Annotated in this window: 18 protein-coding genes; 6 read left to right on the top strand and 12 right to left on the bottom strand. The window is 69.5% G+C overall.

What is annotated here, in order from left to right; genetic code table 11:
- Window positions 1–142: 142 nt before the first annotated feature.
- The 4 genes from ABGB08_RS44965 to iscB (ABGB08_RS44950) form a co-directional block, all read right to left on the bottom strand.
- Window positions 143–1,615 carry an FHA domain-containing protein gene (locus ABGB08_RS44965; protein WP_347603780.1) on the bottom strand — a complete coding sequence of 491 codons (1,473 nt, stop codon included), beginning with the start codon at window positions 1,613–1,615 and terminating at the stop codon, window positions 143–145.
- A 750-nt stretch (window positions 1,616–2,365) separates the two neighbouring features.
- Entirely contained in the window at window positions 2,366–3,484 is a 1,119-nt protein-coding gene (locus tag ABGB08_RS44960; RefSeq protein ID WP_347603778.1) for a site-2 protease family protein, read from the bottom strand.
- Window positions 3,484–4,317: an RNA-guided endonuclease IscB gene (gene iscB, locus ABGB08_RS44955; protein WP_347603776.1), complete on the bottom strand. Its 834-nt coding sequence runs from the start codon at window positions 4,315–4,317 to the stop codon at window positions 3,484–3,486. The genes ABGB08_RS44960 and iscB (ABGB08_RS44955) overlap by 1 nt, the downstream gene beginning before the upstream one ends.
- Window positions 4,212–4,838 carry an RNA-guided endonuclease IscB gene (gene iscB / locus ABGB08_RS44950; RefSeq protein WP_347603774.1) on the bottom strand — a complete coding sequence of 209 codons (627 nt, stop codon included), beginning with the start codon at window positions 4,836–4,838 and terminating at the stop codon, window positions 4,212–4,214. The genes iscB (ABGB08_RS44955) and iscB (ABGB08_RS44950) overlap by 106 nt, the downstream gene beginning before the upstream one ends.
- A 559-nt stretch (window positions 4,839–5,397) precedes the next feature.
- On the opposite strand from iscB (ABGB08_RS44950), the gene ABGB08_RS44945 reads away from it, so the two are divergent.
- From ABGB08_RS44945 to ABGB08_RS44930, 4 genes are all read left to right on the top strand, one after another.
- Entirely contained in the window at window positions 5,398–6,258 is an 861-nt protein-coding gene (locus tag ABGB08_RS44945; protein WP_347603772.1) for a PD-(D/E)XK nuclease family protein, read from the top strand.
- A 476-nt stretch (window positions 6,259–6,734) separates the two neighbouring features.
- Entirely contained in the window at window positions 6,735–7,979 is a 1,245-nt protein-coding gene (locus ABGB08_RS44940; protein WP_347603770.1) for a sensor histidine kinase, read from the top strand.
- On the top strand, window positions 7,976–8,659 hold the full coding sequence (locus ABGB08_RS44935; RefSeq protein ID WP_155350719.1) for a response regulator transcription factor: 684 nt from the start codon (window positions 7,976–7,978) through the stop codon (window positions 8,657–8,659). The genes ABGB08_RS44940 and ABGB08_RS44935 overlap by 4 nt, the downstream gene beginning before the upstream one ends.
- A gap of 139 nt (window positions 8,660–8,798) precedes the next feature.
- Window positions 8,799–10,055, top strand: a complete 1,257-nt coding sequence (locus ABGB08_RS44930) for a HAMP domain-containing sensor histidine kinase (protein ID WP_347603768.1) — start codon at window positions 8,799–8,801, stop codon at window positions 10,053–10,055.
- Window positions 10,056–10,109: 54 nt separating this feature from the next.
- On the opposite strand, the gene ABGB08_RS44925 is transcribed toward ABGB08_RS44930, so the two are convergent.
- The 6 genes from ABGB08_RS44925 to ABGB08_RS44900 form a co-directional block, all read right to left on the bottom strand.
- Window positions 10,110–11,126 carry a dipeptide ABC transporter ATP-binding protein gene (locus ABGB08_RS44925; RefSeq protein ID WP_155360111.1) on the bottom strand — a complete coding sequence of 339 codons (1,017 nt, stop codon included), beginning with the start codon at window positions 11,124–11,126 and terminating at the stop codon, window positions 10,110–10,112.
- Window positions 11,123–12,154 carry an ABC transporter ATP-binding protein gene (locus tag ABGB08_RS44920; protein ID WP_347603765.1) on the bottom strand — a complete coding sequence of 344 codons (1,032 nt, stop codon included), beginning with the start codon at window positions 12,152–12,154 and terminating at the stop codon, window positions 11,123–11,125. Before ABGB08_RS44920 ends, ABGB08_RS44925 begins: the two co-directional genes overlap by 4 nt.
- The gene (locus ABGB08_RS44915; protein WP_347603763.1) at window positions 12,151–13,164 is read right to left on the bottom strand and encodes an ABC transporter permease; all 1,014 of its coding nucleotides are present in this window, start codon (window positions 13,162–13,164) and stop codon (window positions 12,151–12,153) included. Before ABGB08_RS44915 ends, ABGB08_RS44920 begins: the two co-directional genes overlap by 4 nt.
- Window positions 13,165–13,231: 67 nt before the next feature.
- On the bottom strand, window positions 13,232–14,995 hold the full coding sequence (locus ABGB08_RS44910) for an ABC transporter substrate-binding protein (protein WP_155360114.1): 1,764 nt from the start codon (window positions 14,993–14,995) through the stop codon (window positions 13,232–13,234).
- Between the two features lie 54 nt (window positions 14,996–15,049).
- The gene (locus tag ABGB08_RS44905; RefSeq protein ID WP_347603761.1) at window positions 15,050–16,054 is read right to left on the bottom strand and encodes an ABC transporter permease; all 1,005 of its coding nucleotides are present in this window, start codon (window positions 16,052–16,054) and stop codon (window positions 15,050–15,052) included.
- Window positions 16,055–16,459: 405 nt separating this feature from the next.
- The gene (locus ABGB08_RS44900) at window positions 16,460–16,948 is read right to left on the bottom strand and encodes a cellulose synthase (RefSeq protein WP_347603759.1); all 489 of its coding nucleotides are present in this window, start codon (window positions 16,946–16,948) and stop codon (window positions 16,460–16,462) included.
- Window positions 16,949–17,232: 284 nt separating this feature from the next.
- Here ABGB08_RS44900 and ABGB08_RS44895 point away from each other — a divergent pair, with 284 nt between their 5' ends.
- A complete protein-coding gene (locus tag ABGB08_RS44895) occupies window positions 17,233–18,345 on the top strand; it encodes a LuxR C-terminal-related transcriptional regulator (RefSeq protein ID WP_347603757.1) in 1,113 nt (370 codons plus the stop codon).
- Here the strand turns inward: ABGB08_RS44895 and ABGB08_RS44890 are convergent.
- On the bottom strand, window positions 18,342–18,980 hold the full coding sequence (locus ABGB08_RS44890) for an HAD family phosphatase (RefSeq protein WP_347603755.1): 639 nt from the start codon (window positions 18,978–18,980) through the stop codon (window positions 18,342–18,344). The two genes, ABGB08_RS44895 and ABGB08_RS44890, sit on opposite strands and share 4 nt — an antisense overlap.
- A gap of 23 nt (window positions 18,981–19,003) precedes the next feature.
- On the bottom strand, window positions 19,004–22,468 hold the full coding sequence (gene metH, locus ABGB08_RS44885) for a methionine synthase (RefSeq protein ID WP_347603753.1): 3,465 nt from the start codon (window positions 22,466–22,468) through the stop codon (window positions 19,004–19,006).
- 225 nt (window positions 22,469–22,693) lie between these two features.
- On the opposite strand from metH, the gene ABGB08_RS44880 reads away from it, so the two are divergent.
- Window positions 22,694–23,548 carry a PAC2 family protein gene (locus ABGB08_RS44880; RefSeq protein ID WP_155350706.1) on the top strand — a complete coding sequence of 285 codons (855 nt, stop codon included), beginning with the start codon at window positions 22,694–22,696 and terminating at the stop codon, window positions 23,546–23,548.
- Window positions 23,549–23,764 lie beyond the last annotated feature (216 nt).

Here is a 23,764-nt window from a genome sequence, read left to right as displayed (position 1 = left end):
GTGGGTGGGTGGGAAAGCCACGTGGATCAAGCCACCGCTTCATTCGAGCGACCATGGCGATGACGGGGTCGGGCGGAGCCCGAGGGAAACGAAAGGGCTTGGTGGGTGGGGAGAACCAGGCCAGGCAATCCCCACGTACCACTCAGGCTTCTCGGTGGCCCTCGAAACGCATCGTTCTGGACACACCGATGCGGACGGTGGTGCCGGGGACGATGGGGACCGGCTCGTTGGGGGGGATGTCGTAGTAGTTGGGGTCGCCCGGGGGTTGGATTTGGGTGCCGTTGACGGAGCCGAGGTCGACCAGGGTGACGTCCCAGCCCTCCAGGGCCACGCGGAGGTGGCGGCGGGAGACGGAGCCGTCGGGGCTGGTGACCCTGGCCGGGCGAGCCTGTCCCGCCTGAACCTCGGACGCGCGTTCCGGATCCCGGCCGAGAATGTAGTCGGAGTCCAGCCGCAACGCGAGCCCGTCATCAAGCAGCAACACCCCGAGCGCGGGCCTGGTCCCCTTGTACGGCACCAGCGTGCTCTGCACCAAAGGCACCCCGCACACCGCGCAGTACGGCACCCGCGGATCGTTGAAGTGATCGTTCTTGCAATCCACCCCGTGCACCATCGGCCCGGCCTCACGGTCCGGCGTGGCGTCCAGCTGGGTGCTCTCGCTCACGTCCCCGGTCCGGGTGACCGACCCGGCCTGGTGCCCGTTGGCCTGCCGGTGACTCTCGTCCCGGGTCGCCACCGGCATCGGCTCCTCCATGGGGGAGGGCTGCGGACCGGTCGGCATGGGCGGCGGCATCGGCGGATTGCCCTGGGGCATCGGCTGCGGCATCGGCGGAGGTGGCGGCAGGGGATGCGGCTGCGGCCCGGACGGATGCCCAAGCGGACCGGGCTGCCCGGGCGGACCCGGCGGCATCGGGGGCGGGCTCGGCGGCATCGGCGGCGGACCGGGAGGCATGGGCGGCGGCCCCGGAGGCATCGGCGGCGGCATCGGCGGCCCCCCATACGGGGGCACGACGGGCTCGCGGGGCGCGATCGGCTCATGCGGCAGGATCGACTGGGCCGGTCCGGACTGCGAGGGCTGCGGCGGGTACGGATGACCAGGACCAGGACCAGGCGGCACCGGCCGATGCACGGTGTGACCCGGCGAAGTGAAGTCGATCTCCACCCCCGCGCCCGCCACCACGCCACCGTCCAAGCGCGCATACGGGCTCGACGCCCCAGAACCCGGCAGGCGGAGCTCCACCTTGGTCACCGGCCCGTTGACCAGCCGATCGGTCCACGTCAGCGAATCCTGGCCCGACAACATCACGTCGCCGTCCGGACCGCCGAGCACGGACGCCATGGCCGCCCCGCACACCAGGACCGCCACCCCGCCACCGGCGGAACCGGCCACCGCGCAGGCGATCGGATCGCCGTTCATGGAACGGGCCAGCACCTGGGCCACCCGGCGGGCCAGCACCCGCCCGTCACCCCCCGTGCCCGCAGTCTCCCGCAGCGCGTCGAGCAACTCCTCCACCACCGGGCCCGCGGGACCGCAGACCAGCAGCAACCCATTGAAGTGGGCCACCACGCCTTCACCCGGAAGCGGACGGACAACCCCCGCGCCCTGATCCGTCACAGACCTCTCCCTCCCCGCACGCGCCACCTGTCCGGCGGCGCCGACATCACGCCGCGTCGACGAGTCCTCAAACGTGGCAAATAGAACACTCCTGATCAGCTGACCAGAACACTAGTGGCGGAACGCCAGTAAGACGAGTGGGACAAATGGGTTCGGCATGCCACCACACCCATCACCACGCCAGCCCGCGTCACCTACCGGTCACCTCGCGTCCGCATCCACAACGAGCCCATATCGCGCCACGAGCCCGCACCCCGGTGACGCCCCTTGCGGTCGCGCCCGAAACTCGTACCCGAGGCAAAGCCTTTGGCGTCGCACCCGGAACTCCATACCCCCCGCTCAAGCCCTGGTTGTGACGCCACGAGCTCATACCCTGCTGGGTGAAACGATCTTCGGCGCGCCCCAAGCCCGTGCCCCGGCGAAACTCGGGATCGGACCAACTCGCGTCCGCTCCCGCCTCCACCTGTTGGCACGCCCAAAGCGCGTACCTCGGTGAAGCCTTTGTCGTCACGCCCGAAGCTCGTATCCGAGGCAAAGCCTTTGGCGTCGCGCCCGAAGCTCCAAACCCCTCGCTGAAGCCCTGCTTGTGACGCCACGAGCTCATACCCTCAGCAAAACGCTCTTCGGCGCGCCCCAAGCTCATGCCCCGGCGAAGCTCGGGACCAGACCAACCCGCGTCCGCTCCCGCCTCCACTCGTTGGCGCGCCCAAAGCGCGTGCCTCGGTGAGGCCCCTGTTGTCGCGCCGGAGTTCATACCCCGGTGAAGACCTTGTTGACGTCGGCGGTGACGAGGACGCCGTAGATCTCGCCGCCGCGCTCGACCAGCAGGTACTCCCCCGCCGGGTTGCCGCGCATGGCGTCGATGAGCGGTTCGCCCTCCAGGTCGGCGCCCAACACTAACGCCGGTTCCAGGCTACGCGCGACAGCGCCCGCGGTGACCCACGGGCGGCGCTGCTCGGGGGTGGCGTTGACGGCGGCCTCGTTCACGATCGCGGTCGGCCGTCCCTCGTGGTCGACCACCACGATCGCGCCGGCGCCGGTCTCGCGCGCGCGGCGCAGGGCCTCCGCCAGGGGGACCTCAGCGGTGACCGGGAGCGCGCGGCGGGCCAGGGTTCTGGCCCGGACCTGGGGCAGCCGGGAGCGCACCTTGGCCACGCGCAGCGACTGGGAGGCTCCGATCCAGATGAAGGAGGCCAGCACCATTGACCAGAGCACCGTGGTGAAGTCCGGCTCCTGCCCGGCCATCAGGGGCAGGATCAGCTGGGACAGCACCAGCGCCACGGCCAGCACGCGGCCCACCCAGGCGGCGGCGACCGTGCCGGAGTTGGGGCTGCTGGTGGCCTTCCAGACGCCCGCGCGGAGCATCCTGCCGCCGTCCAGGGGCAGGCCGGGCAGCAGGTTGAAGATGCCGACGATCAGGTTCGAAAACCACAGCATGAAGACCAGGACGCCGGCCACCGAGTTGCCGTCCATCACGCGGTCGGCCAGGAAGAACACCCCGGCCAGGCCAAGCGAGGCCATCGGCCCCGCGAACGAGACGAGGAACTCCTTGCCGGGGGTGTCCGGCTCCTTCTCGATCTCGGAGACGCCGCCCAGCAGGTAGAGCGTGATCCGTTTGACCGGCAGGCCGTAAGCCTTGGCGACCACGCAGTGCGCGAGTTCGTGCAGCAGCACCGACACATAAAGCAGCACGGCGAACATCAGCGCGATGCCATACTGCGCGAGGTCGGAGAACTCCGGCAGCCGATCACCCACCTGCGGCTTGAAGCTGATCGTGATGAACGCGGCGACGATCAGCCACGTCGGCGACACGTACACCGGGATGCCGAACGGCCGCCCCATGCGCAGCCCCGGAGATGGTGTGCTCATCAAGGGCCTCCAGAGTGGATACCCCCGCCTTCAGGCGGGGGAGGAAACGCGACACGGACCCGCGTTTCTGAATGGGTTGCGTAGCCGTAGCCGTCCGCTCTCTGGAGCAGACGTACATGGCGGTGGCCGATGCCCTGCACGGTGCCGTGCCGGGTTGTGATGTTGAAGCTTCCGGTGGTGCGGATCGCGACACGACCGGTGTGAACCCCAGCCTTCGTGCCTGTCGGGACGTTCGCCCGGACCAGGTCTCCGGTCTGGAAGCCGCGCACGGTCTTGATTCGGGGCAGCTGCAGCCGGGGGAACCCGTACTTGTCGGTCCGGGTCCGGCAATAGGTGCCACGCCCGGTCGCCTTCGCCACCAAGACGATGGACGGCCAGCCGGTTACCGCGTCGAGGCGACCGACGTGCAGCGCGTCCAAGGTGTGCGACTTCGCCGCACTGGTGCGGGACCGGTTCCATTTCGTACGACCGCCCGAGCTGGTGGTCACGGGCAGACTGGTGGCGGTCAGCGCCCGCCACAATGCCCACCTGGTCGCGTTGACGGCCGCCGCATCCCGCAACGGCGCCTTCGCCTGCCGGAGAATCTTCGCCAGGAGCGCAGGCTTGGCCTTGAGGAACTCCTCGATCGGCGTCGCATTCTTACTTTGGTTGCAGGGGATGCACGCCAGGACGAGGTTGCTGACCCGGTCCGAGCCGCCCCGGCTGCGCGGATGGATGTGATCGATGTTCAACGGCACACCCGTCCTACCGCAGTACGCGCACGTACGCCCCCACTTGGCCAGCAGATACTCCCGGACCTCGTATCCGGCCAGGGTGCCCTGCTGATACTCCACTCCTTCCAGTGACTTGCCCGCCGCGAGGGTGTGGGTGTCGAAGGAGACCCGCTCTCATGGACGGCGGTGACGGGTGCCCAGCGGGTCAGCCGCGACACCCAGGACATTGTGCCGTCCACGCGGTGACGCAGAGACGGCGCGAGCCACCCCTTCGGCTTGGTGCGGTTGGAGAACCGGGGCGCGCGGTAGCGTAGGTCGCGGGAACGGCGAACCCGGCGCAGCGCGGCCCGCGAGGTGAGCTTGTCGCGGATCTGCCCGCCCCGATGATCAAGTTGGAGCGAGTACATGCCGGTACGACTCCCGCCGCGCTCGGTGAACACGGCGAGGCCGGTGTGCTTGGAGCCGGGGTCAATGCCGACCTCAACGCCCTGGAGTGTGGAGTCGGCGGCGGCGCGGTCGCGCAGCCGGAGGACGAACGGGGTATGCCGGTGAATCACGGCCCGACCGGACGCCAGCAAGCGGCGGGCGCGGGCCGGGTGGCACGGGTCAAGCGGTTGGCCGTGCTTGTCCAGAACGAACACGACCGGGTGAACCTCACGGTTCGCTCCCTCGGGCGCGGAAGCACCCTCGGGGTGACGCCGGAGCAGACGGGTGCCGTCAGCTCCGATCTCCCCTCGCCCATGTTCCACGCCAGTGCCCGGCAATGCCGGGAGCCCGTAAGCCGTTTCGTCCCCACCCTCGGGGTTGTCTGCTCTAGCGGATTCCAGAGCGGCAGGCTGAGGAAGCACCTGCCGGTGGGTCTGCTCACTTACGTGAAACGTAGTCAATCGAATGCACCTCCTTCAAGATGATCGACTTGGGCTGGTCAACGCGGGGCTTCAAGGCGCATCGCTGCACCTCAAGCCCTCTCCTTCAGGAGAGGGTCGTTGACAGTGGTGGTATTCCCCTTCCTTGGCGTCGATCCTACGCGCCGCCAGCCGAGATGCGACGCCCCTGAATCATGACCGCCACCAGAACATCCGGCCCGAAGCCGCCAAATCAAGCCCGCGACTCGAACATCATCACCCGGCCGCCCGCGCGACGGCCGCGTCGGCGGTGCGGTCGGCGGATTCTGTCGGTGTAGTGGCCTACAGTCTGGCCATGACCCTGACCGAGGAGCGCGCGATCATCGGGGCGCTTTCCCCCTCTCGTGCCGGCGATTTCATGACATGCCCGCTGCTTTACAGGTTCAGGGTGATAGATCAGCTGCCGGAGAAGCCGTCGGCGGCGGCCGTGCGGGGGACGCTGGTGCACGCCGTGCTGGAGCGGCTGTACGACCTGCCCGCCGAGGGGCGGACGGTCGTGGCGGCGCAGGAGTTGCTGGAACCGCAGTGGCGGCGGCTGCTGGCCGAGGAGCCGGAGTATGGCGCGCTGTTCGCCGACGACGGCGAGCGGGACGGGTGGCTGGAGCAGGCGCGGGCGATGCTCGGGCGGTATTTCACGCTGGAGGATCCGCGGCGGCTCGAACCGGCCGAGCGGGAGCTCTACGTGGAGGCCGTGCTGGACAGCGGGCTGATGCTGCGCGGGTATATCGATCGGCTTGACGTGGCGCCCACCGGCGAGGTGCGGGTGGTCGACTACAAGACGGGGAGCGCGCCGGGGCCCGACTTCGAGGCCAAAGCGCTGTTCCAGATGAAGTTCTACGCGCTGGTGTTGTGGCGGCAGCAGGGCAGCGTGCCGCGCATGCTCCAGCTGATGTATCTGGGCAACGGCGAGGTGCTGCGGTACCTGCCCGACGAAGCCGACCTGCGGGCGACCGAGCGCAAGGTCCAGGCCCTCTGGGAGGCCATCGACCGCTCGCTGCGCACCCGCGACTGGCGAGCCCGCCGCTCCCGGCTCTGCGACTGGTGCGACCACCAAGCCCTCTGCCCAGAGTTCGGCGGCACCCCGCCCCCGGTCCCCGACCGGGAACCCCGCCCATCCCGCCGCCTCCCCCGCAGAGCCGCCACCGACGAACTCTGACGCCCCCACCCGAAGACACCGGACCCAAACACCCCCGCCCGAAGAAACCGCCCGAAATGGCGCGGGGTGGGTGCGCGCATCGTTCGCGGGATCTCGCCGCGAAGACCCTGGCATCAAAAGCGACCTCGCCCCGAGACACCACCCGGTACGGGACGGGCGTGAGTCCGCGCATCATCGCGGGATCTCGAAGACACCGGTATCAAAGGCGCCTCGCCCCGCAACACGGCCCGGAACGGACTGGGGTGGGTGCGCGCATCATCGCGGGATCTCGAAGGCACCGGGATCAAAGGCGCCTCGTCCCGAGACACCACCCGGAACGGGACTGGCGTGAGTCCGCGCATCATTCGTGCGATCTCGAAGACACCGGAATCAAAGGCGCCTCGCCCCCCGACACCACCCGGACGGGACGGGCGTGAGGGGGCGCATCATTCGTGGGGATGAGGCAGGAGGGGTGGGGAGCGGCCTAAATTTGTTGGGTGCGTAGCAGCTTGCGGTCCTGGCTCCGGGCTTTTCCCCTGATCGGGGACTCAGTGCTCGCGGTCTCGCTGACGGTGGCGTCCACCGTTTTCATCCTGATCACCGACGCCGAGATGATCGCGGAGTGGGACGGGTTCGCGCCGGTCCCGATCCGCGAGCCGAACACGGGCAGCCTGCTGCTGGCCGGGGTGATGACGATGTCGGTGGTGCTGCGGCGGCGCTGGCCGTTCGTGTTGCTGCTGGCCGTGGCCGTGCCGCAGTTCGCGCTGGACATGCTGCGTTTCAACGCGGGGCTGGCCAGCCTGGCGGCGGCCATCCTGCTCTACACGGTGGCCGCCTACCGGGGGCTCGCGCTGAGCGTGGTCGGCGCGGTGTACACGCTGCTCGGCTACCTGCTCACGGTGGCGCTCACCGACGACCGGTTCGGCTGGGCCGACCATGTCGTGGTGGTGGCCGTGGTCACGCTGTGCTGGGTGCTCGGGCGGAGCGTGCGGCTGCGCCGGGCGTACCTGGACGAGCTGGTGGATCGGGCGGACCGGCTGGAGCGGGCCAGGGAGGCCGACACCCGGGCGGCGCGGGCGGAGGAGCGGTCCAGGATCGCGCGGGAGCTGCACGACGTGGTCGCCCATCATGTCAGCGTGATGACGGTGCAGGCCGCCGCGGCGCGCAAGATGCTCGACAAGGACCTCCAGGTGGCCGAGGACGCGCTGCTGGCGATCGAGCAGATGGGCCGCACCGCGATGGCGGAGATGCGCAACATCGTCGGCGTGCTGCGCACCGACGGCCCGGCCGAGCGCGGCCCGCAGCCGGGCATGCACGATCTCCCGTCCCTGGTGGAGCAGATGCGCGAGGCCGGGCTGCGCACCCAGCTCTGGCTGGAGGGCGAGCAGCTCGACCTGCCGCCGGGCATCGACCTGGCCGCCTACCGCCTGGTCCAGGAGGCGCTCACCAACAGCCTCAGGCACGCGGGGCCCACGGCCAGGGCCTGGGTGACCGTACGGCAGGAGCCCAGCGAGCTCACCGTGCACGTCGAGGACGACGGCCGCGGACCCGGTTTCGACCAGCGCCAGCCCGGGAGAGGCACGATCCCGGAGCGGAGTCATGGACCGGGTCAGGGGAAAGGGCATGGTTTGGTGGGCATCAAGGAGCGTGTCGCCCTCTATGGTGGAGTCCTGCGGATTGGCCCGCGCCAGGGGGGCGGGTTCGAGGTCCGCGCCCGGTTCCCCCTCAAGGACAGACGATGACGATCAGGGTGCTGCTGGTGGACGACCAGCCGCTGCTGCGCACGGGGTTCCGCTTCATTCTGGAGGCGGAGCAGGACGTCACCGTGGTCGGCGAGGCGGGCGACGGTTCCACCGCGATGGACCAGGCCCGCGCGCTGCTGCCGGACGTGGTCCTGATGGACATCCGGATGCCGGGCATGGACGGGATCGAGGCGACCCGCCGCATCGTCAGGGAGGCGGCGCCGAGCGCGCACGTGCCCCGGGTGCTGGTGCTGACCACCTTCGACCTCGACGAGTACATCGTGGAGGCGCTGCGGGCGGGCGCGAGCGGCTTCCTGCTGAAGGACGTGCCGCCGGACGAGCTGTTGCAGGCCATCCGGGTGGTGGCGGCCGGAGACGCGATCGTGGCCCCCAGCGTCACCCGCCGCCTGCTGGACCGCTTCGCCACCCACCTGCCCACCGCCCACCAGCAGGCCACCCCGGCCCGCCTGGACCGCCTCACCGAGCGCGAGCTGGAGGTCCTGCGGCTGATCGCGAAGGGTCTCTCCAACGCGGAGATCGCCCGCGAGCTGGTGGTGAGCGAGACCACAGTCAAGACGCATGTCGGAAATGTGCTGACGAAGCTTGCGCTGCGGGATCGGGTGCAGGCGGTCGTCCTCGCGTACGAGACCGGCCTGATCACGCCCGGCGCGCTGCCCTGACGACCGATGCGGGGCTGACCCGCCCCGACGCCTGAGACACCGCGAACGGACAGGGCGCGCACGTTTGCCAATTTTTGGTCGTGGGTCTCCCCGTGGCCGGTAAGGAGTGTTTGGGGGGCGTGCGTCTGGTCGCGAGGGGGTGATCAGCCTGAACGCGTGGCATCAATGGTCCATCCGGACCCGCTTCACCGTGGCGGCCAGCGCCGTCATGGCGCTGATCTGCACCGCCGTCGCGGTGTTCGTCCTGCTGGCCCTACGGGACGACGCCACCGGACGCAGGACGGAACAGCTCGTCGCCAACGCCGTGGCCGTAGCCGCGGAGATACGCCACTACGGCGTATCCCCCCACCCGCCGCCGTGGCGGCCGGGTACGGCGGTTCAAGTCTTCGACGCGGCCGGCGCGCTGGTTGCCACCACCCCGGACATGGCACACCAGCCGCCGATGACGAACCTGCAACCCGATGTCGACGCGTTCGCGACCGCGAGGCAGTGCGACGGCGTGTTCCCCGGCCAGTGCAAGATCGTGATCGAGTACCCCTTCCACACCGCCAGCGGCGTCTGGCGGCTCGACATGGCCGTCTCCGATGTCCCCTGGTACGTGGGCCCTCAGCTGCTGCTCCCGCTCGCCGCCGGCTGGCTCCTGCTGGTCGGGGCGACCGTGGTGGGCACCCACCGGACCGTGAGCAAGACCCTGGAGCCGGTGCGGGCGATCGGCGGCAAACTCGCCCAGATCACCGAGAGCGATCTCGGCCACCGGGTGCCGGTGCCGAAGTACCAGGACGAGTTGCGGGACCTCGCCGAGATCGCGAACAAGACCCTGGACCGGGCCCAGGCCGCGGTCGAACATCAGCTCCGGTTCGCCTCGGACGCCTCCCATGATCTGCGCAGCCCGCTGACGGCGATGCGAGCGGAGATCGAGGAGGCGCTCATGTACCCGGAGCTGAGCGACTGGCCGAAGACCGCCAACACGCTGCTGGACAGCGTGCAGCGCATGCAGGACCTGGTCACCGACCTGTTGCGGATCGCCCGGCTGGACGCGGGTGTCCGCGGCCGGTGCGAGCCCGTCGACCTGGCCGACCTGGTGCGGTGCGAGCTGGATCGGCGCCCGCGCGGGGTCGCCGTGATCCGCAAGCTCACTCCCGGCGTGGTGCTCGACGGGGAGCCGATCGCCCTGGCCCGGGTATTGAACAACCTGCTGGACAACGCCGAACGGCACGCCGACGCCACCATCACGGTCACCGTCACCCGGCAACCGGGCTCGGCCTGCCCATCGCCAGGCAGATCGCCGAAACCCACGGCGGCACCCTCACGATCGAAGACAGCCCCCGCGGCGCGCGGTTCGTCCTGCGCCTGCCCATCCAGGCCCGGTCCGATGTTCCCTGACCAGGCCCCGTAGCCTCAACGGCGCGGTCCCGCTCCGGCTGAGCGGGACCGCGCCGGGCGGGAGGCGTCAGGTCTGAGCGGCCACCTCGGGTTCGGCGAGGGCCGGGGCGTTCTCCGGGAAGTGGCAGGCGACCTGGTGGCCGGGGGCCAGCTGCAGCAGCGGCGGCTCCTCGGTCTTGCAGATCTCCTGCGCCTTCCAGCAGCGGGTGTGGAACCGGCAGGCGGGCGGCGGGTTGAGCGGGGACGGCACGTCGCCCTGCAGGCGGATGCGCTCGCGCCCGGCCTTGCCCTTGGGGTCGGGGATGGGGACCGCCGACAGCAGGGCGTTGGTGTACGGGTGCATGGGCGACTCGTACAGGCCCTTGCGGTCGGCCAGCTCGACGATCTTGCCCAGGTACATGACCGCGACCCGGTCGCTGATGTGCCGGACCACCGACAGGTCGTGCGCGATCACCAGGTAGGTGAGGTCCAGCTCGTTCTGCAGGTCCTCCAGCAGGTTGACCACCTGCGCCTGGATGGACACGTCCAGCGCGGAGACCGGCTCGTCGGCGATGATGAGCTTGGGCTTGAGCGCGAGCGTGCGGGCGATCCCGATGCGCTGCCGCTGGCCGCCGGAGAACTCGTGCGGGTAGCGGTTGTAGTGCTCGGGGTTGAGGCCGACCAGGGCGAGGATGTCCTGGACGGCCTTCTTGACGCCCTGCTCGGTGTGCACGCCCTGGATCTTGAAGGGCGCCCCGACGATCGCCCCGACCGTGTGCCGGGGATTGAGCGAGCTGTACGGGTCCTGGAAGATCATCTGCATGTCGCGGCGGAGCGGGCGGATCTTGCCCTGCGACATGTGGGTGATGTCGTGTCCCTCGAAGATCACCTTGCCGCCGGTGGGCTCGATCAGCCGGGTGATCAGCCGTCCGGTCGTGGTCTTGCCGCAGCCGGACTCGCCGACCAGGCCGAGGGTCTCCCCCTTGCGCACGTCGAAGCTGACGCCGTCCACGGCCTTGACCGCGCCGACCTGCCGCTGCAGCAGGCCCTTGGTGACCGGGAAGTGCTTCTCCAGCCCCTGGACGGAGAGCAGTGGTTCGGTCATGCGGACTCCAGGTTCGGCTTGATCTCGGTCGCCCAGATGGCGCGCCGCTCCTCCCGCGGCAGGTGGCAGCGGACCAGGTGGCCGCCCTCGGTCTCGACCAGATCCGGGACCTCGGTGTTCGCCTTCCCGCCGGTACGGCCCTCGAAGGCGCAGCGCGGATGGAACGCGCACCCGGCCGGGACGTTGATGAGCGAGGGCGGGGAGCCCTTGATCGGCAGCAGCCGCTCGGTGGGCTCGCGGTCCAGGCGGGGCATGGAGCCCAGCAAACCCCAGGTGTAGGGGTGCTCGGGCCGCTCGAAGATGTCCTCGGCGGAGCCGTACTCGATGGCCTTGCCGCCGTACATGACGAGGATGTCGTCGGAGAGCTCGGCCACCACGCCCAGGTCGTGGGTGATGATGATGAGCGCGGCGTTGAAGTCGCGCTGCAGGTCGCGCATCAGGTCCAGGATCTGGGCCTGCACGGTGACGTCCAGGGCGGTGGTGGGCTCGTCGGCGATGAGCAGCTCGGGGTCGCAGGACAGGGCCATGGCGATCATCGCGCGCTGCCGCATGCCGCCGGAGAACTCGTGCGGGTAGCTGTCCACCCGCCGCTCCGGCTGCGGAATGCCGACCCGGCCGAGCAGGTCGACGGCGTGCTTGCGGGCGACCTTCTTGGTGACCTTGTGATGGATCCGGTACGCCTCGATGATCTGGGCGCCGACCGTGAAGTACGGGTGCATGGCCGACAGCGGATCCTGGAAGATCATCGACATCTTCTTGCCGCGCAGCCTGCGCACGTGCTCGGGGCTCGCGCTGACCAGTTCCTCGCCGTCCAGCCAGATCTCGCCGGAGATCCTGGCCCGGCCGCCCTTGTGCAGGCCGAGGATGCCGAGCGAGGTGACGCTCTTGCCGGAGCCCGACTCGCCCACGATGCCGAGCGTCTTGCCCCGCTCCAGCTCGAAGGAGAGCCCGTCGACGGACCTGACCAGGCCGTCGTCGGTCGGGAAGTGGATCTTCAGGTCCCGGACGTCCAGGAAGTGCTCGCTCATGTCAGCCTCACCCTCGGGTCCACGACCGCGTACAGCAGGTCCACGATCAGGTTGGCCATCACGATGAAGAAGGCGGCCAGCATGGTGAAGCCCATGATCTTGGGCAGGTCCTGGGTGGAGATCGCCTGGGTGGCGTACTTGCCGAGCCCGGGCAGCGAGAAGACGTTCTCGGTGAGGATGGCGCCGCCGAGCAGGATGCCGACGTCCAGGCCGAAGATGGTCACGATCGGGGTGAGGGCGGCGCGCAGGCCGTGCTTGGTGATGACCGTGGACTCGCGCAGGCCCTTGGCCCGCGCGGTGCGGATGTAGTCCTCCCCCATCGTCTCCAGCATGCCGGCCCGGGTGAGCCGGGCGTAGGCGGCGGCGTTGAGGAAGGCGAGGGTGAGCCAGGGCAGGATCAGGCTGTAGGCCCATTCCGCCGGATTCTCGGTCAGCGGCGTGTACGCCCCGCCGGGCGCGGTTATTCGCAGCCCGTAGCTGAACAGGGACAGCGCGATCAGGCCGGTGAAGAACGGCGGCAGCGAGACGCCCGACAGGGCGATCACCATCGCCGTCCGGTCGAAGATGGACCCGCGTTTCAGCGCCGACAGCACGCCGACGGCGACGCCGGCCAGCAGCCAGATGACCGACGCGCCGGCCGCGAGGGACAGGGTCACCGGCATCCGGTCGACCAGGTCCGGCCAGACCGGGTTCTTCGTGACGAAGGAGTAGCCGAAGCAGGGGGCGGGGCAGTGCTCGACGCCCGCGCCGTAGTCGTACTCGGCGCCGACGAAGATGCCCTTGATCCACCGGGCGTACTGGACGACCACCGGGTCGTTGAGGCCGAGCTTGTTCGCCACGGCGACGACGGTCTCCTGGGTGGCGGCCCGCCCGACGTAGCGGTTGGCGAAGTCGGTGGCGGTGACCCCGGCCAGCCTCGGCACCACGAAGAAGATCGAGAAGGTGACCATGCTGACCACGGCCAGCATGAGCAGGGCGCCGATCAGGCGCCGGATGATGTATGTGACCACTGTCCCCCCTCGGCTGGAGGGGGCCGGCTCGGTCGGAGCCGACCCCCTTTTCGCCGCCTGCGGCTGGCTACTCGACGCCGAGCGCCAGGTAGTCGTACATGTCGAAGGCGCCGGTGATGAACTGGTTCGTCACACCCTTGCCGCGGAGCAGCAGGCCCTTGGAGTAGACGGTCGGGAGGACGTAGGCGCCCTCCATGACCTTCGCGTCCGCCTGACCCCAGATGGCGTCACGCTTGGCGGTGTCCAGCTCGGCGAACGCCTGGTCGACCAGGGCGTCCACGGCCGGGTCCTTGACGCTCAGGTTGTAGTTGCCGGCCTCGCGGATGGTGCGGCTGTCGATGATCTGGGACAGGAAGCCGAAGCCGTCGTTCCAGTCCGCGCCCCAGCCGTTGGTGGCCAGGCCGATCCCGTTGGCCTTGGTGTAGGCGGGCTTGCCGGCGTACGCGGTGAAGTACTCCGAGGTCGGGAAGCCCTTCAGGGTCAGCTTGATGCCGACCTTGGCGAGCGCCTGCTGCATCGACTCGGCCACGGCCTGCTCGCGCGGGCGGTCCGAGCGGAAGGTCATCGTGGTCTCGAAGCCGTTGGGCTGGCCGCAGGCCGTGAGGGCCTCCTTGGCCTTGGCCTCGTCGCCGGTGCCGAGCGGGAAGGTCTCGATCTTCTTCCAGCCGCCGATGCCCGGGGGCATCAGGGAGGTGGCGATGTCACCGGCCAGCGGGCCGCCCATGGCGGTCTGCAGGCCCACCCGGTCGGCCCCGTAGATGACGGCCTTGCGGCACTCGATGTTGTCCAGCGGCGGGTTGTCGTTGAGGATCGAGACGTACCAGGTGCGGGCCGAGATCGGGTTGTCCGCGCGGGCGTTCAGCTCGGGGTCCTGCTGAACGGTCGCGATGGCGGCCGGCTGGACGCCGCTGCCGGCGATGTCGACGTGCAGGTCGCCGGAGATGATCCGGTTGTCCAGGTCGTCGCCCTGGACGCCCAGGGTGATCTCGTAGGAGTCCGGCAGCGCCTTGCGGATCGGGTCGGTCGCCGGGTCCCACTGGTCGTTGCGGATCAGCGTGTACTGCTTGCCCGGCTCGACCTTGTCGAACTTGTACGGCCCGGACGCGAGCACGTGGTCGCGGTACTTGATGCCGGTGTCCTTGGCCTGCGGGATCGGCACGGTGGCCGGCAGCGCCGCGAAGTTGTCGAAACCGGCGTAGGCCTTGTTGAGGTGGAAGACGATCGTCTGGTCGTCCGGCGTCTCGATGGCCTGGTCGGTGTTGACGTCCGGCGTCTTGTAGACCGACTCGAAGTCCTTCGGCAGGTCCAGCCAGTCGTTGAAGTACGTCGGGCCGTTGACGAAGGTGGTCTTGTCAAGCTGGCGGAGCACGGCGTACTTCACGTCCTTGGACGTGATCGGCGTGCCGTCCTCGTACTTCAGCCCGGCCCGCAGCTTGTAGGTCCAGGTCTTGCTGCCGTCGCTGGACACGCCCAGGCTCTCGGCCAGGTCGGGGACCAGCTCGCGGCCCTTGGCGCCGGGCGCGGGGTTGTAGGTCACCAGGGGGCGGGCGTAGATCCGCAGCAGATTCCACGACATGCCGTAGTAGGTGTCACCGGGGTCCACGGAGTCCCAGTCCTCGGTGACGGCCATCTTCAGCACGCCACCCTTCTTGTCGGACGGGTTCACCACGTTTTCCAGGCCGGCGTTGAAGCCGGTCGCCCCGGCGGCCGAGGCGGACGCGGCCGGAGCGGCGGTTCCGCTGGGCTCCGTGCTGTCACCTCCGCCACAGGCCGACAAGGCCAAGGCCAAGGCCGCGCCGGAGGCCACGACCGCCAGTGTTCTCTTCTTCATTTACGTAAACCCCTTGTTGGTAGGAGCTGGGGAACGGGACGAGACTCGGGTGGTTCAGCGGCTCGACTTGGGGTCCAGCGCGTCGCGCAGACCGTCACCGAACAGGTTGAAGGCCAGCACGGTGATGAAGATCGCCATGCCGGGGAAGATCATGAAGTGCGGGACGGTGTAGTACTTGGTGGCGGCCGAGAGCATGGCCCCCCAGGTCGCGGTGGGCGGCTGGATGCCGACGCCGAGGAAGGACAGCGCCGCCTCGAACAGCACGTTCGCGGGGACCAGCAGGGTGGCGTAGATCAGGATGGGCGCGATCAGGTTCGGCAGGATCTCCCTGAACAGGATGTACGGCCCGCGCGCGCCCAGGCTCCTGGCCGCGTCCACGAACTCCCGCTCCCGCAGGGAGAGCGTCTGGCCGCGGATGATCCGGGCGATGTAACCCCAGTTGAAGAAGCCGATGACGAAGATCAGGAGCAGGATGCGGAGGCTGTCGCCCTTGACTCCGAGCTGGGTCTCGAACTGGCCGAGCACGCCGACCAGGGCGAGCGCGAAGACCAGGATGGGGAAGGCCAGGAAGATGTCCATCAGGCGGCTGATGATGGTGTCCACCCAGCCGCCGAAGTAGCCGGCCACGACCCCCATCACGGTGCCGATGAGCACCGAGATCAGGGTGGCGAAGAAGGCGATGAGCAGGGAGATGCGGGCGCCGTAGACGACCCGGCTGAACAGGTCGCGGCCGTTCTGCGGTTCGACGCCGAACAGGAAGTCCCCGCTGATGCCGCTGCCGCCCTTGGGGCGCATCGTCATCGTGTCGATCATTTCCTGGTGGAATTCGTTCGGCGGGTGGCCGAACCAGCTCACGATGAGCGGGGCGAAGATCGCGACCACGACGAGGAAGATGACGACACCCGCGCCGGTGAGGGCGACCTTGTCCTTCTTGAGGCGCATCCACGCGATCTGCCCGAGTGACCGGCCTTGGATCGCTTTGGGTCCCCCCACGCCGGAAAGGACTGCCTCCGGCGTCGCCTTCGTCTCCTCTCCGGAGACGTCGAGCGGTGCGGTCATGCGTTGAGCCCCCTGGGTTCCAGACGACGTCGTCCTATGGGCTGCGCCCGTTAACGTCGCTCCCATATGTTGCGGGTCCGCGTTGTGAGCGGGTCCCGGAGGCAGAATCTATGGGCTGAACTGGGTAAACAAGACCTAGTAGGCGCTATGTGGCCCAACTGTGATTGACGCGCAATGCATTCGTATCGATCTTGTCAAGAATGTCAGAGGCCGGTTCCGGTTACGTCTCGGAACCGTGACATTGTACTGACAAGTGACTTAACATCCCATCATCCGAGATTTTGTGGCTTGGCCGCGCCTGTGTCTGGACGCAGGAACGCAGGTCGCGAAGCGGCCGGAGTGACGAGGGAAGACACAGGCGCGGCCAAGCCCGCCGTGCCGGAGGCGCGGCCATGGATACAGTACTCAGCTGATGCCGTGCTTTTTGAGGATGTCCTCGACGTCGGAGAAATCGTCGGAAGCGGGCTTGTTCGCGACGGGCTTGGGGGCGTCCTTCTTCGCGGCCGGCAGCGGCCGGGTCGGCGACTCCGCGCCCGTCGCGCCGGCGGGCGCCTGCTTGCCCGTCCTGCCCATCGCCCGGAACTTCGCGAGGGTACGGCCCCGGATCCCGCCGCTCACGAAGAACAGCAGCACCGAGATCCCCGCCAGCGCCACCCCGGCCCACACGGCGGGCGAGAAGACCAGCCCGGTGGCGAAGCTCACCAGCGCGGTGCCGATGTTCCAGATCGTCTTCAGCGCGCCCGTCAGGTAGGCGGCGAGCGGCAGCAGCGCCCAGGCGGTCATCCGCAGCCCCGCTGAGACTCCCCGGCGGCGGAAGGCGACGTAGGCCAGCGCCACCCCGGCTGCGGTCAGACCCGCGCAGAGCGGAAGCCAGGCAATCTGTTCGAACGACATGATGGGCCCCCTTTTTTAATGAGAAAGTCGTGATCTGGACAGCCGCTGCGGCGAGTTGCCCGGTCGGCGGCTATGCGGCTGGCTATGGGACGGGTTTCTCGTTAAATAGCGACTTGATCCCATCCTGGCACGTGCGGGCCTGGTCCGCGCTCCTCCTCTGGGAGGGCTCTACCCCTAGGGGTACCCCGGGCTAGCCCTGTAGAGCTCGGGGGTTCACACGGATCCGCCGGAAACGCCGAATTCCTACCGTCGAGAGCAACGACAGGGTGTCTCGGAGGTAGATCATGTGGCCTTTCACCGGCCGTACGGCGGAACGCGATCGGGTCCGGTCGGCGCTCCGCGCGGACGGCGGAATTCTGATCTCCGGCGACGCGGGCTCGGGGCGGACCCGCCTGCTCGCCGAGTCTCTCGCGGGCGCGCACGGGAGCAGCGCCCGCGTCCAGGGCATCGGACCCGAGGTGCCGTTCGGCGCGTTCGCGCACCTGCTGGGCACCCCGCGGTGCCCGGTGAACCCGCTCGGCTGGGCGATCCAGGCGCTGGGCGAACCCCCGCAGATCCTGGCCGTGGACGACGCCCACCTGCTCGATCCCTGCTCCGCCGCGCTGGTACGGCACCTGGTGACCCGCTCGGGCACCCGCCTGGCGGCCACCATCCGCGCCGGCGCCCCCGTGCCCGAGCCGATCCAGGCCCTGTGGCGGGAGGGCGTGGCCGACCGGCTCGACCTGGCGCCGCTCAACCCGCGCGAGACCGGCCTGCTGCTGGCCGCCGCGCTGGGCGGCCCGGTCGAGGTGACGACGGCCCGCCGGATGCACCACGCCAGCGGCGGCAACGTCCGGCTGCTGACCGAGCTCGTCCCCGGCGCGACGCTGGCCAAGGTGGCCGGCCAGTGGCACTGGCAGGGCGAGCTGACGATCACCCCACGCCTGCGCCAGCTGGTCGAGGCCGAGCTCACGAGCCTGGACCCGGCGGAGACCGAGGCGGTGGGCCTGGTCGCGCTGGGTGAGCCCGTCGACCTGGACGTGCTGCTCGACCTGGCCGACCGCGACGCCGTGGCCCGGCTGGAACAGCGCGGCCTGATCGTCCTGACTCCCCCGCGCGTCCGGCTGGCCAACCCGATCGTGGCCAGGGTCGCCCGGGATCGCGCCCCCGCGCGCACCCAGGAACGGCTGGCCCGCCTGGTCCCCGCCCCCGACACCCGCGCCGAACGCTGGAGCGCGGAGCTGAGCGCCCGCGAGATCGAGGTGGCCCGGCTGGCCTCCTGGAACCTGACCAACCGGGAGATCGCCGACTGGCTGGTCCTGTCCCCCCGGACCGTCGCCAACCACCTGTGCCGCGTCTACACCAAGTTAGGCGTGCACGACCGCGGCGACCTGGCCCCGTTCCTGGCGACGGCCTAGAACAGGGCCCGCAGCACGCTCAGGTCGACTTCGAGCAGGGACGGCACGACCAGCCGTCCCGGCACGGCCGGGATGGGCACCACGCTGGGCACCGCCACCACCCGGCACCCGGCCGCCGTCGCCGCGGCCACCCCGTTCGGCGAGTCCTCCAGCACCGCGCAGCACTCCGGCCACGCCGACAGCAGCCGGGCCGCGGTCAGGTACGGCTCCGGGTCCGGCTTGGTCCTGGCCACGTCGTCGGCGGTCACCACGATCGCGAACCGGTGCCGCCCGACCACCTCCAGCACGGCGTCGGCGACCGGTTTCAGCGAGGAGGTGACCAGGCCGGTCCTGACCCCGGCCCCGTTCAGCTCCGCGAGCAGCTCCAGCGCCCCCGGCATCGGCTCCACCTCCACGGCCAGCCGCTCGATCATCCCGTCCAGCAGCCACGCCCCGACCGTGCCGGGCGGCACGTCGGCCCCGGTGAGGGCGAGCATGTAGTCGACCGTGCGATCCCACGAGCCGCCGACCAGCGCGGCCCCGTGCTCGGGCCCCCAGGAGCCGCCGAGGCGCTCCACCACCTCGGTCTCGACCTCGAACCACACCTTCTCGGTGTCGACGAGCAAGCCGTCCATGTCGAACAGAACCGCGTCCACGGCGTTGATAACCCTTCGGTAGCTCAGACGTTGAAATATTTCGCCTCGGGGTGGTGAGCCACCAGGGCGGACGTGGCCTGTTCGGGGTGGAGCTGGAACTCCTCCGACAGCTCGACGCCGATCCGGCCCGGGTCGAGCAGCTCGAACAGCTGAACCTGGTCTTCCAGGTTCGGGCAGGCCGGGTAGCCGAAGGAGTACCGGCAGCCGGTGATGTTGACCTTGAGCATGTCCTGCAGCGACTCCTCACCGCCGATGCCCAGCTCGGATCGCACCCGGGCGTGCCAGTATTCGGCGAGGGCCTCGGTGAGCTGGACGGACAGGCCGTGCAGCTCCAGGTAGTCGCGGTAGGCGTTCTTGGCGAACAGCTCGGCGGTGGCCTCGCTGATCCGGCGGCCCATGGTGGCGATCTGGAGGGCCACCACGTCCCCCTCGCCGGAGTCCCTGGACCTGAAGAAGTCCGACAGGCACAGGTGGCGGTCGCGGCGCTGGCGCGGGAAGGTGAACCGGGTCCGCTCGCCGCCCGCCTCGTCGAGGATGATCAGCGAGTCGCCGTCCGCCACGCAGGGGAAGTAGCCGTACACGACGCCGGCCTCCAGCAGGCCCTCGGTCTGCAGCCGCTCCAGCCACATGCGCAGCCGGGGGCGGCCCTCGGTCTCAAGCAGTTCCTCGTAGGAGGGTCCCGCGCCGCCGCGGGCGGACTTCAGACCCCACTGACCCATGAAGGTGGCGCGCTCGTCCAGGAACGCGGCGTACTCGTGCAGGGCGATGCCCTTGACGACGTGATCGCCGAGGAACGGCGCGACCGGCACCGGATTGTCGGCGGCCACGTCCGATCGGGCGGGCAGCCGCTCGACCGGGGTGCGCTCCAGCACCGCGCCGGTCCTGATCCGGCGCTCCCGCAGCGGGGGGAGCTCGGCCCCGGCCTCGCCGCGCTTGACCTTCATGAAGGCGTCCATCAGCCGCAGGCCCTCGAACGCGTCGCGGGCGTAGCGCACCTCGCCGTCGAACAGCTCGGCCAGATCCTGCTCCACGTACGCCCGGGTGAGGGCGGCCCCGCCGAGCAGCACCGGATACCTGCCGGCGATCTTCCTGGAGTTCATCTCCTCCAGGTTCTCCTTCATGACCACCGTGGACTTGACCAGCAGCCCGGACATGCCGATCACGTCGGCGCGCTTGTCCTCGGCGGCCTCCAGGATGGCCGACACCGGCTGCTTGATGCCGAGGTTGACCACCTCGTAGCCGTTGTTGGACAGGATGATGTCGACCAGGTTCTTGCCGATGTCGTGCACGTCGCCCTTGACCGTGGCCAGCACGATCCGGCCCTTGCCCGCGCCCTCGACCTTGTCCATGTGCGGTTCCAGGTAGGCCACGGCGGTCTTCATCACCTCGGCCGACTGGAGCACGAAGGGCAGCTGCATCTGGCCGGAGCCGAACAGCTCGCCGACCGTCTTCATGCCCTCCAGCAGCACGTCGTTGATGATCTCCAGGGCCGGGCGCTGCTGGAGCGCCAGGTCCAGGTCGGCTTCCAGGCCCTTCTTCTCGCCGTCGACGATCCGCCGCTTGAGCCGTTCCCACAGCGGCAGGCCGAGCAGCTCGGCGGCCTTGCCCTCCCGCATCGAGGCGGCGTCCACGCCCTCGAACAGGTCCATGAACCGCTGCAGCGGGTCGTAGCCCTCGCGGCGGCGGTCGTAGACCAGGTCCAGCGCGACCTGGCGCTGCTCGTCGGGGATGCGGGCCATCGGCAGGATCTTGGACGCGTGCGCGATGGCCGAGTCGAGCCCGGCGTTGACGCACTCGTTGAGGAAGACCGAGTTGAGCACGATTCTGGCCGCCGGATTGAGACCGAAGGAGATGTTGGACAACCCCAGCGTGGTCTGTACGTCCGGGTAACGCCGCTTGAGCTCGCGGATGGCCTCGATGGTCTCCACGCCGTCCCTGCGGGTCTCCTCCTGGCCGGTGGCGATCGGGAAGGTGAGGCAGTCGACCACGATGTCCTCGACCCGCATGCCCCAGTTGGCGGTCAGATCCTCGATGGTCTCACCGGCGATCCGCACCTTGTCGGCCTTGGTACGGGCCTGCCCGGCCTCCTCGATGCACATCACGACCACGGCGGCCCCGTGTTCCCGGACCGCCGTCATGATCTTGTGGAACCGGGACCCCGGGCCCCGGCCGTCCTCGTAGTTGACCGAGTTGACCACCGCCCGGCCGCCCAGCATCTCCAGGCCCGCCTCCAGCACGGCCGGCTCGGTGGAGTCGATCATGATCGGCAGGGTGGAGGCGGTGGCGAACCGGAACGCCAGCTCCTTCATGTCCCGCACGCCGTCCCGGCCCACGTAGTCCACGCAGAGATCCAGCAGGTGCGCGCCGTCCCTGGCCTGGGCCCGGGCGATCTCCACGCACTCCTCCCAGTTCTGGGCCAGCATGGCCTCCCGGAAGGCCTTGGAGCCGTTGGCGTTGGTGCGCTCGCCGATGGCCAGGTAGGAGGTGTCCTGCCGGAACGGGACGTGCTGGTAGAGCGAGGCGGCCCCGGCCTCGGGGCGCGGGCGGCGCTCGGCCCGCGGCCGCCCGCCCACCCGCTCGACCACCTGGCGCAGGTGCTCGGGGGTGGTGCCGCAGCAGCCGCCGACCAGGGCAAGACCGTAGTCCCTGGCGAAGGTCTCGTGCGCGTCGGCCAGCTCGGACGGGCCGAGCGGGTAGTAGGCGCCGTCGGAGGTGAGCTGGGGCAGCCCGGCGTTGGGCATGCAGGACAGCGGCAGCCGGGAGTGTCTGGCCAGGTAGCGCAGGTGCTCGCTCATCTCGGCGGGCCCGGTGGCGCAGTTGAGGCCGATCAGGTCGACGCCGAGCGGCTCGATCACGGTGAGCGCGGCCCCGATCTCGGAGCCGAGCAGCATCGCGCCGTTGGTCTCGATGGTGACCTGGGCGATGATCGGGATGTCCAGACCGGACGCGGCCACCGCCCGCTTGGCGCCGATCACGGCCGCCTTCACCTGGAGCAGGTCCTGGCAGGTCTCGATGATCAGCGCGTCCGCGCCGCCCGCGATGAGCCCGGCGGCGTTGTCCCGGTAGGCGCCCCTGAGCGTCGCGTACGGCAGATGCCCGAGAGTGGGCAGTTTCGTCCCCGGCCCCATGGACCCCAGCACGAACCGGGGCTTGCCCGGCGTGGACCAGTGGTCGGCCCGCTCTCGCGCGATCCCGGCCCCGGCCTCCGAGTACTCGGCGATCCGGTCGCCGATCCCGTACTCGGCGAGGGCGGCCAGGTTGGCGCCGAAGGTGTTGGTCTCGACGCAGTCCACGCCCGCCTCGAAATAGGCGTCGTGCACCGCCTGGACGATGTCGGGCCGGCTGACGTTGAGAACCTCGTTGCAGCCCTCGTGCCCCTCGAAGTCGTCCATGGTCGGGTCCTGGGCCTGCAGCATCGTTCCCATGGCTCCGTCGGCGACGAGGACTCGCTCGGACAGGGCCACACGGAAGGACGGTCTGCTGGTCATGCGCCAAAGCCTATCGAGACGCGAATTGGACACCCCTGTCCAATTGCTGGGATGTATCTCCTGGTTCCTGAGTGAACAGATGGACCAGGTCAAGCATTCCTGCGGTCCCGGCACGGCTCCCGCAAACCCGGTGGACACCGGGATGTGCGGTCCTTCCCGCGCGAAGATAACGCTTTGGCCGTCACTCCGAATAGTCTTAGCCTCACGACTATGTGAGGAGGCGGCTTGATCGAGCTCGAAGGGCTCCCTGAGCTCGTCGATCCGGTGCTCATCGCCGCGTTCGAAGGGTGGAACGACGCGGGCGAGGCGTCCAGCGGCGTGCTCGCCCACCTCGAGACGGAGTGGAAGGCCACCCCGCTGGTCGAACTGGACCCGGAGGACTACTACGACTTCCAGGTCACCCGCCCCATCGTGGAGCTGGGCGAGGGCATGACCAGGTCCATCACCTGGCCGACCACCCGGCTGCTGGTGGCCCGCCCGCCCGGGGCCAAGCGGGACGTCGTGCTGCTGCGCGGCATCGAGCCGAACATGCGCTGGCGCAGCTTCTGCGCCGAGATCGTCGGGCTCTGCCACGATTTGGGCGTGGAGCTGGCGCTGCTGCTGGGGGCGCTGCTGAACGACTCCCCGCACACCCGTCCGGTGCCGATCGTCGGCTCGGTCAGCGACCCGGGCCTGGCCCGGGTGCTCAACCTGGACCTGACCAAATACGAGGGCCCGACCGGCATCGTCGGCGTGCTGCAGCACTCGCTCGGCAGCGCCGGGCTGCAGGCGGTCTCGCTGTGGGCGTCCATCCCGCACTACGTGGCCCAGCCGCCCAACCCGAAGGCCACCCTGGCGCTGCTCCGCCGGGTGGAGGACATGCTGGACATTCCCATGCCGTACGGGGATCTCACCGAGGAGGCGCGAGCCTGGGAGACCGGGGTGGACGAGCTGGCCTCGCAGGATTCCGAGGTGGCCGAGTATGTGCGGGAGCTGGAGGAGCGCAAGGACGCGGCCGAGCTCCCGGAGGCCAGCGGCGACGCGATCGCGGCCGAGTTCGAGCGTTACCTGCGCCGCCGCGACCGGGGCACCGACGGGTAAATCCCGAGCATGACTCGGATAACCCCATTCAAACCTAATTGCCGGTGTTTCTCGTATTGCATCGGGATTTGCGGGTAATAATTGGCGGCTACAACCGGTCTGTCCATGTCCGGGCCGCTGTTTGGTAACGGCCCGGGATCAGGAGAAACACGAGTCCTTGACATCCTTCCCGGCATGAAACGCCGGAACTCCCCACGTCGCCGCAGGGTTCTTACT

The sequence above is a fragment of the Acrocarpospora sp. B8E8 genome (genome assembly GCF_039871605.1).
GTDB classification, from domain to species: domain Bacteria; phylum Actinomycetota; class Actinomycetes; order Streptosporangiales; family Streptosporangiaceae; genus Acrocarpospora; species Acrocarpospora macrocephala.
This window is presented reverse-complemented; position numbering and strand designations above follow the sequence as displayed.

Excerpts from the sequence above, each read along its gene's own strand:
- ABGB08_RS44960 (WP_347603778.1), bottom strand. The coding sequence starts at position 3,484 with ATGAGCACACCATCTCCGGGGCTGCGCATGGGGCGGCCGTTCGGCATC.
- ABGB08_RS44900 (WP_347603759.1), bottom strand. The coding sequence starts at position 16,948 with ATGTCGTTCGAACAGATTGCCTGGCTTCCGCTCTGCGCGGGTCTGACC.
- metH (WP_347603753.1), bottom strand. The coding sequence starts at position 22,468 with ATGACCAGCAGACCGTCCTTCCGTGTGGCCCTGTCCGAGCGAGTCCTC.
- ABGB08_RS44935 (WP_155350719.1), top strand. The coding sequence starts at position 7,976 with ATGACGATCAGGGTGCTGCTGGTGGACGACCAGCCGCTGCTGCGCACG.
- ABGB08_RS44910 (WP_155360114.1), bottom strand. The coding sequence starts at position 14,995 with ATGAAGAAGAGAACACTGGCGGTCGTGGCCTCCGGCGCGGCCTTGGCC.
- ABGB08_RS44925 (WP_155360111.1), bottom strand. The coding sequence starts at position 11,126 with ATGACCGAACCACTGCTCTCCGTCCAGGGGCTGGAGAAGCACTTCCCG.
- ABGB08_RS44905 (WP_347603761.1), bottom strand. The coding sequence starts at position 16,054 with ATGACCGCACCGCTCGACGTCTCCGGAGAGGAGACGAAGGCGACGCCG.
- ABGB08_RS44920 (WP_347603765.1), bottom strand. The coding sequence starts at position 12,154 with ATGAGCGAGCACTTCCTGGACGTCCGGGACCTGAAGATCCACTTCCCG.
- ABGB08_RS44945 (WP_347603772.1), top strand. The coding sequence starts at position 5,398 with ATGACCCTGACCGAGGAGCGCGCGATCATCGGGGCGCTTTCCCCCTCT.
- ABGB08_RS44895 (WP_347603757.1), top strand. The coding sequence starts at position 17,233 with ATGTGGCCTTTCACCGGCCGTACGGCGGAACGCGATCGGGTCCGGTCG.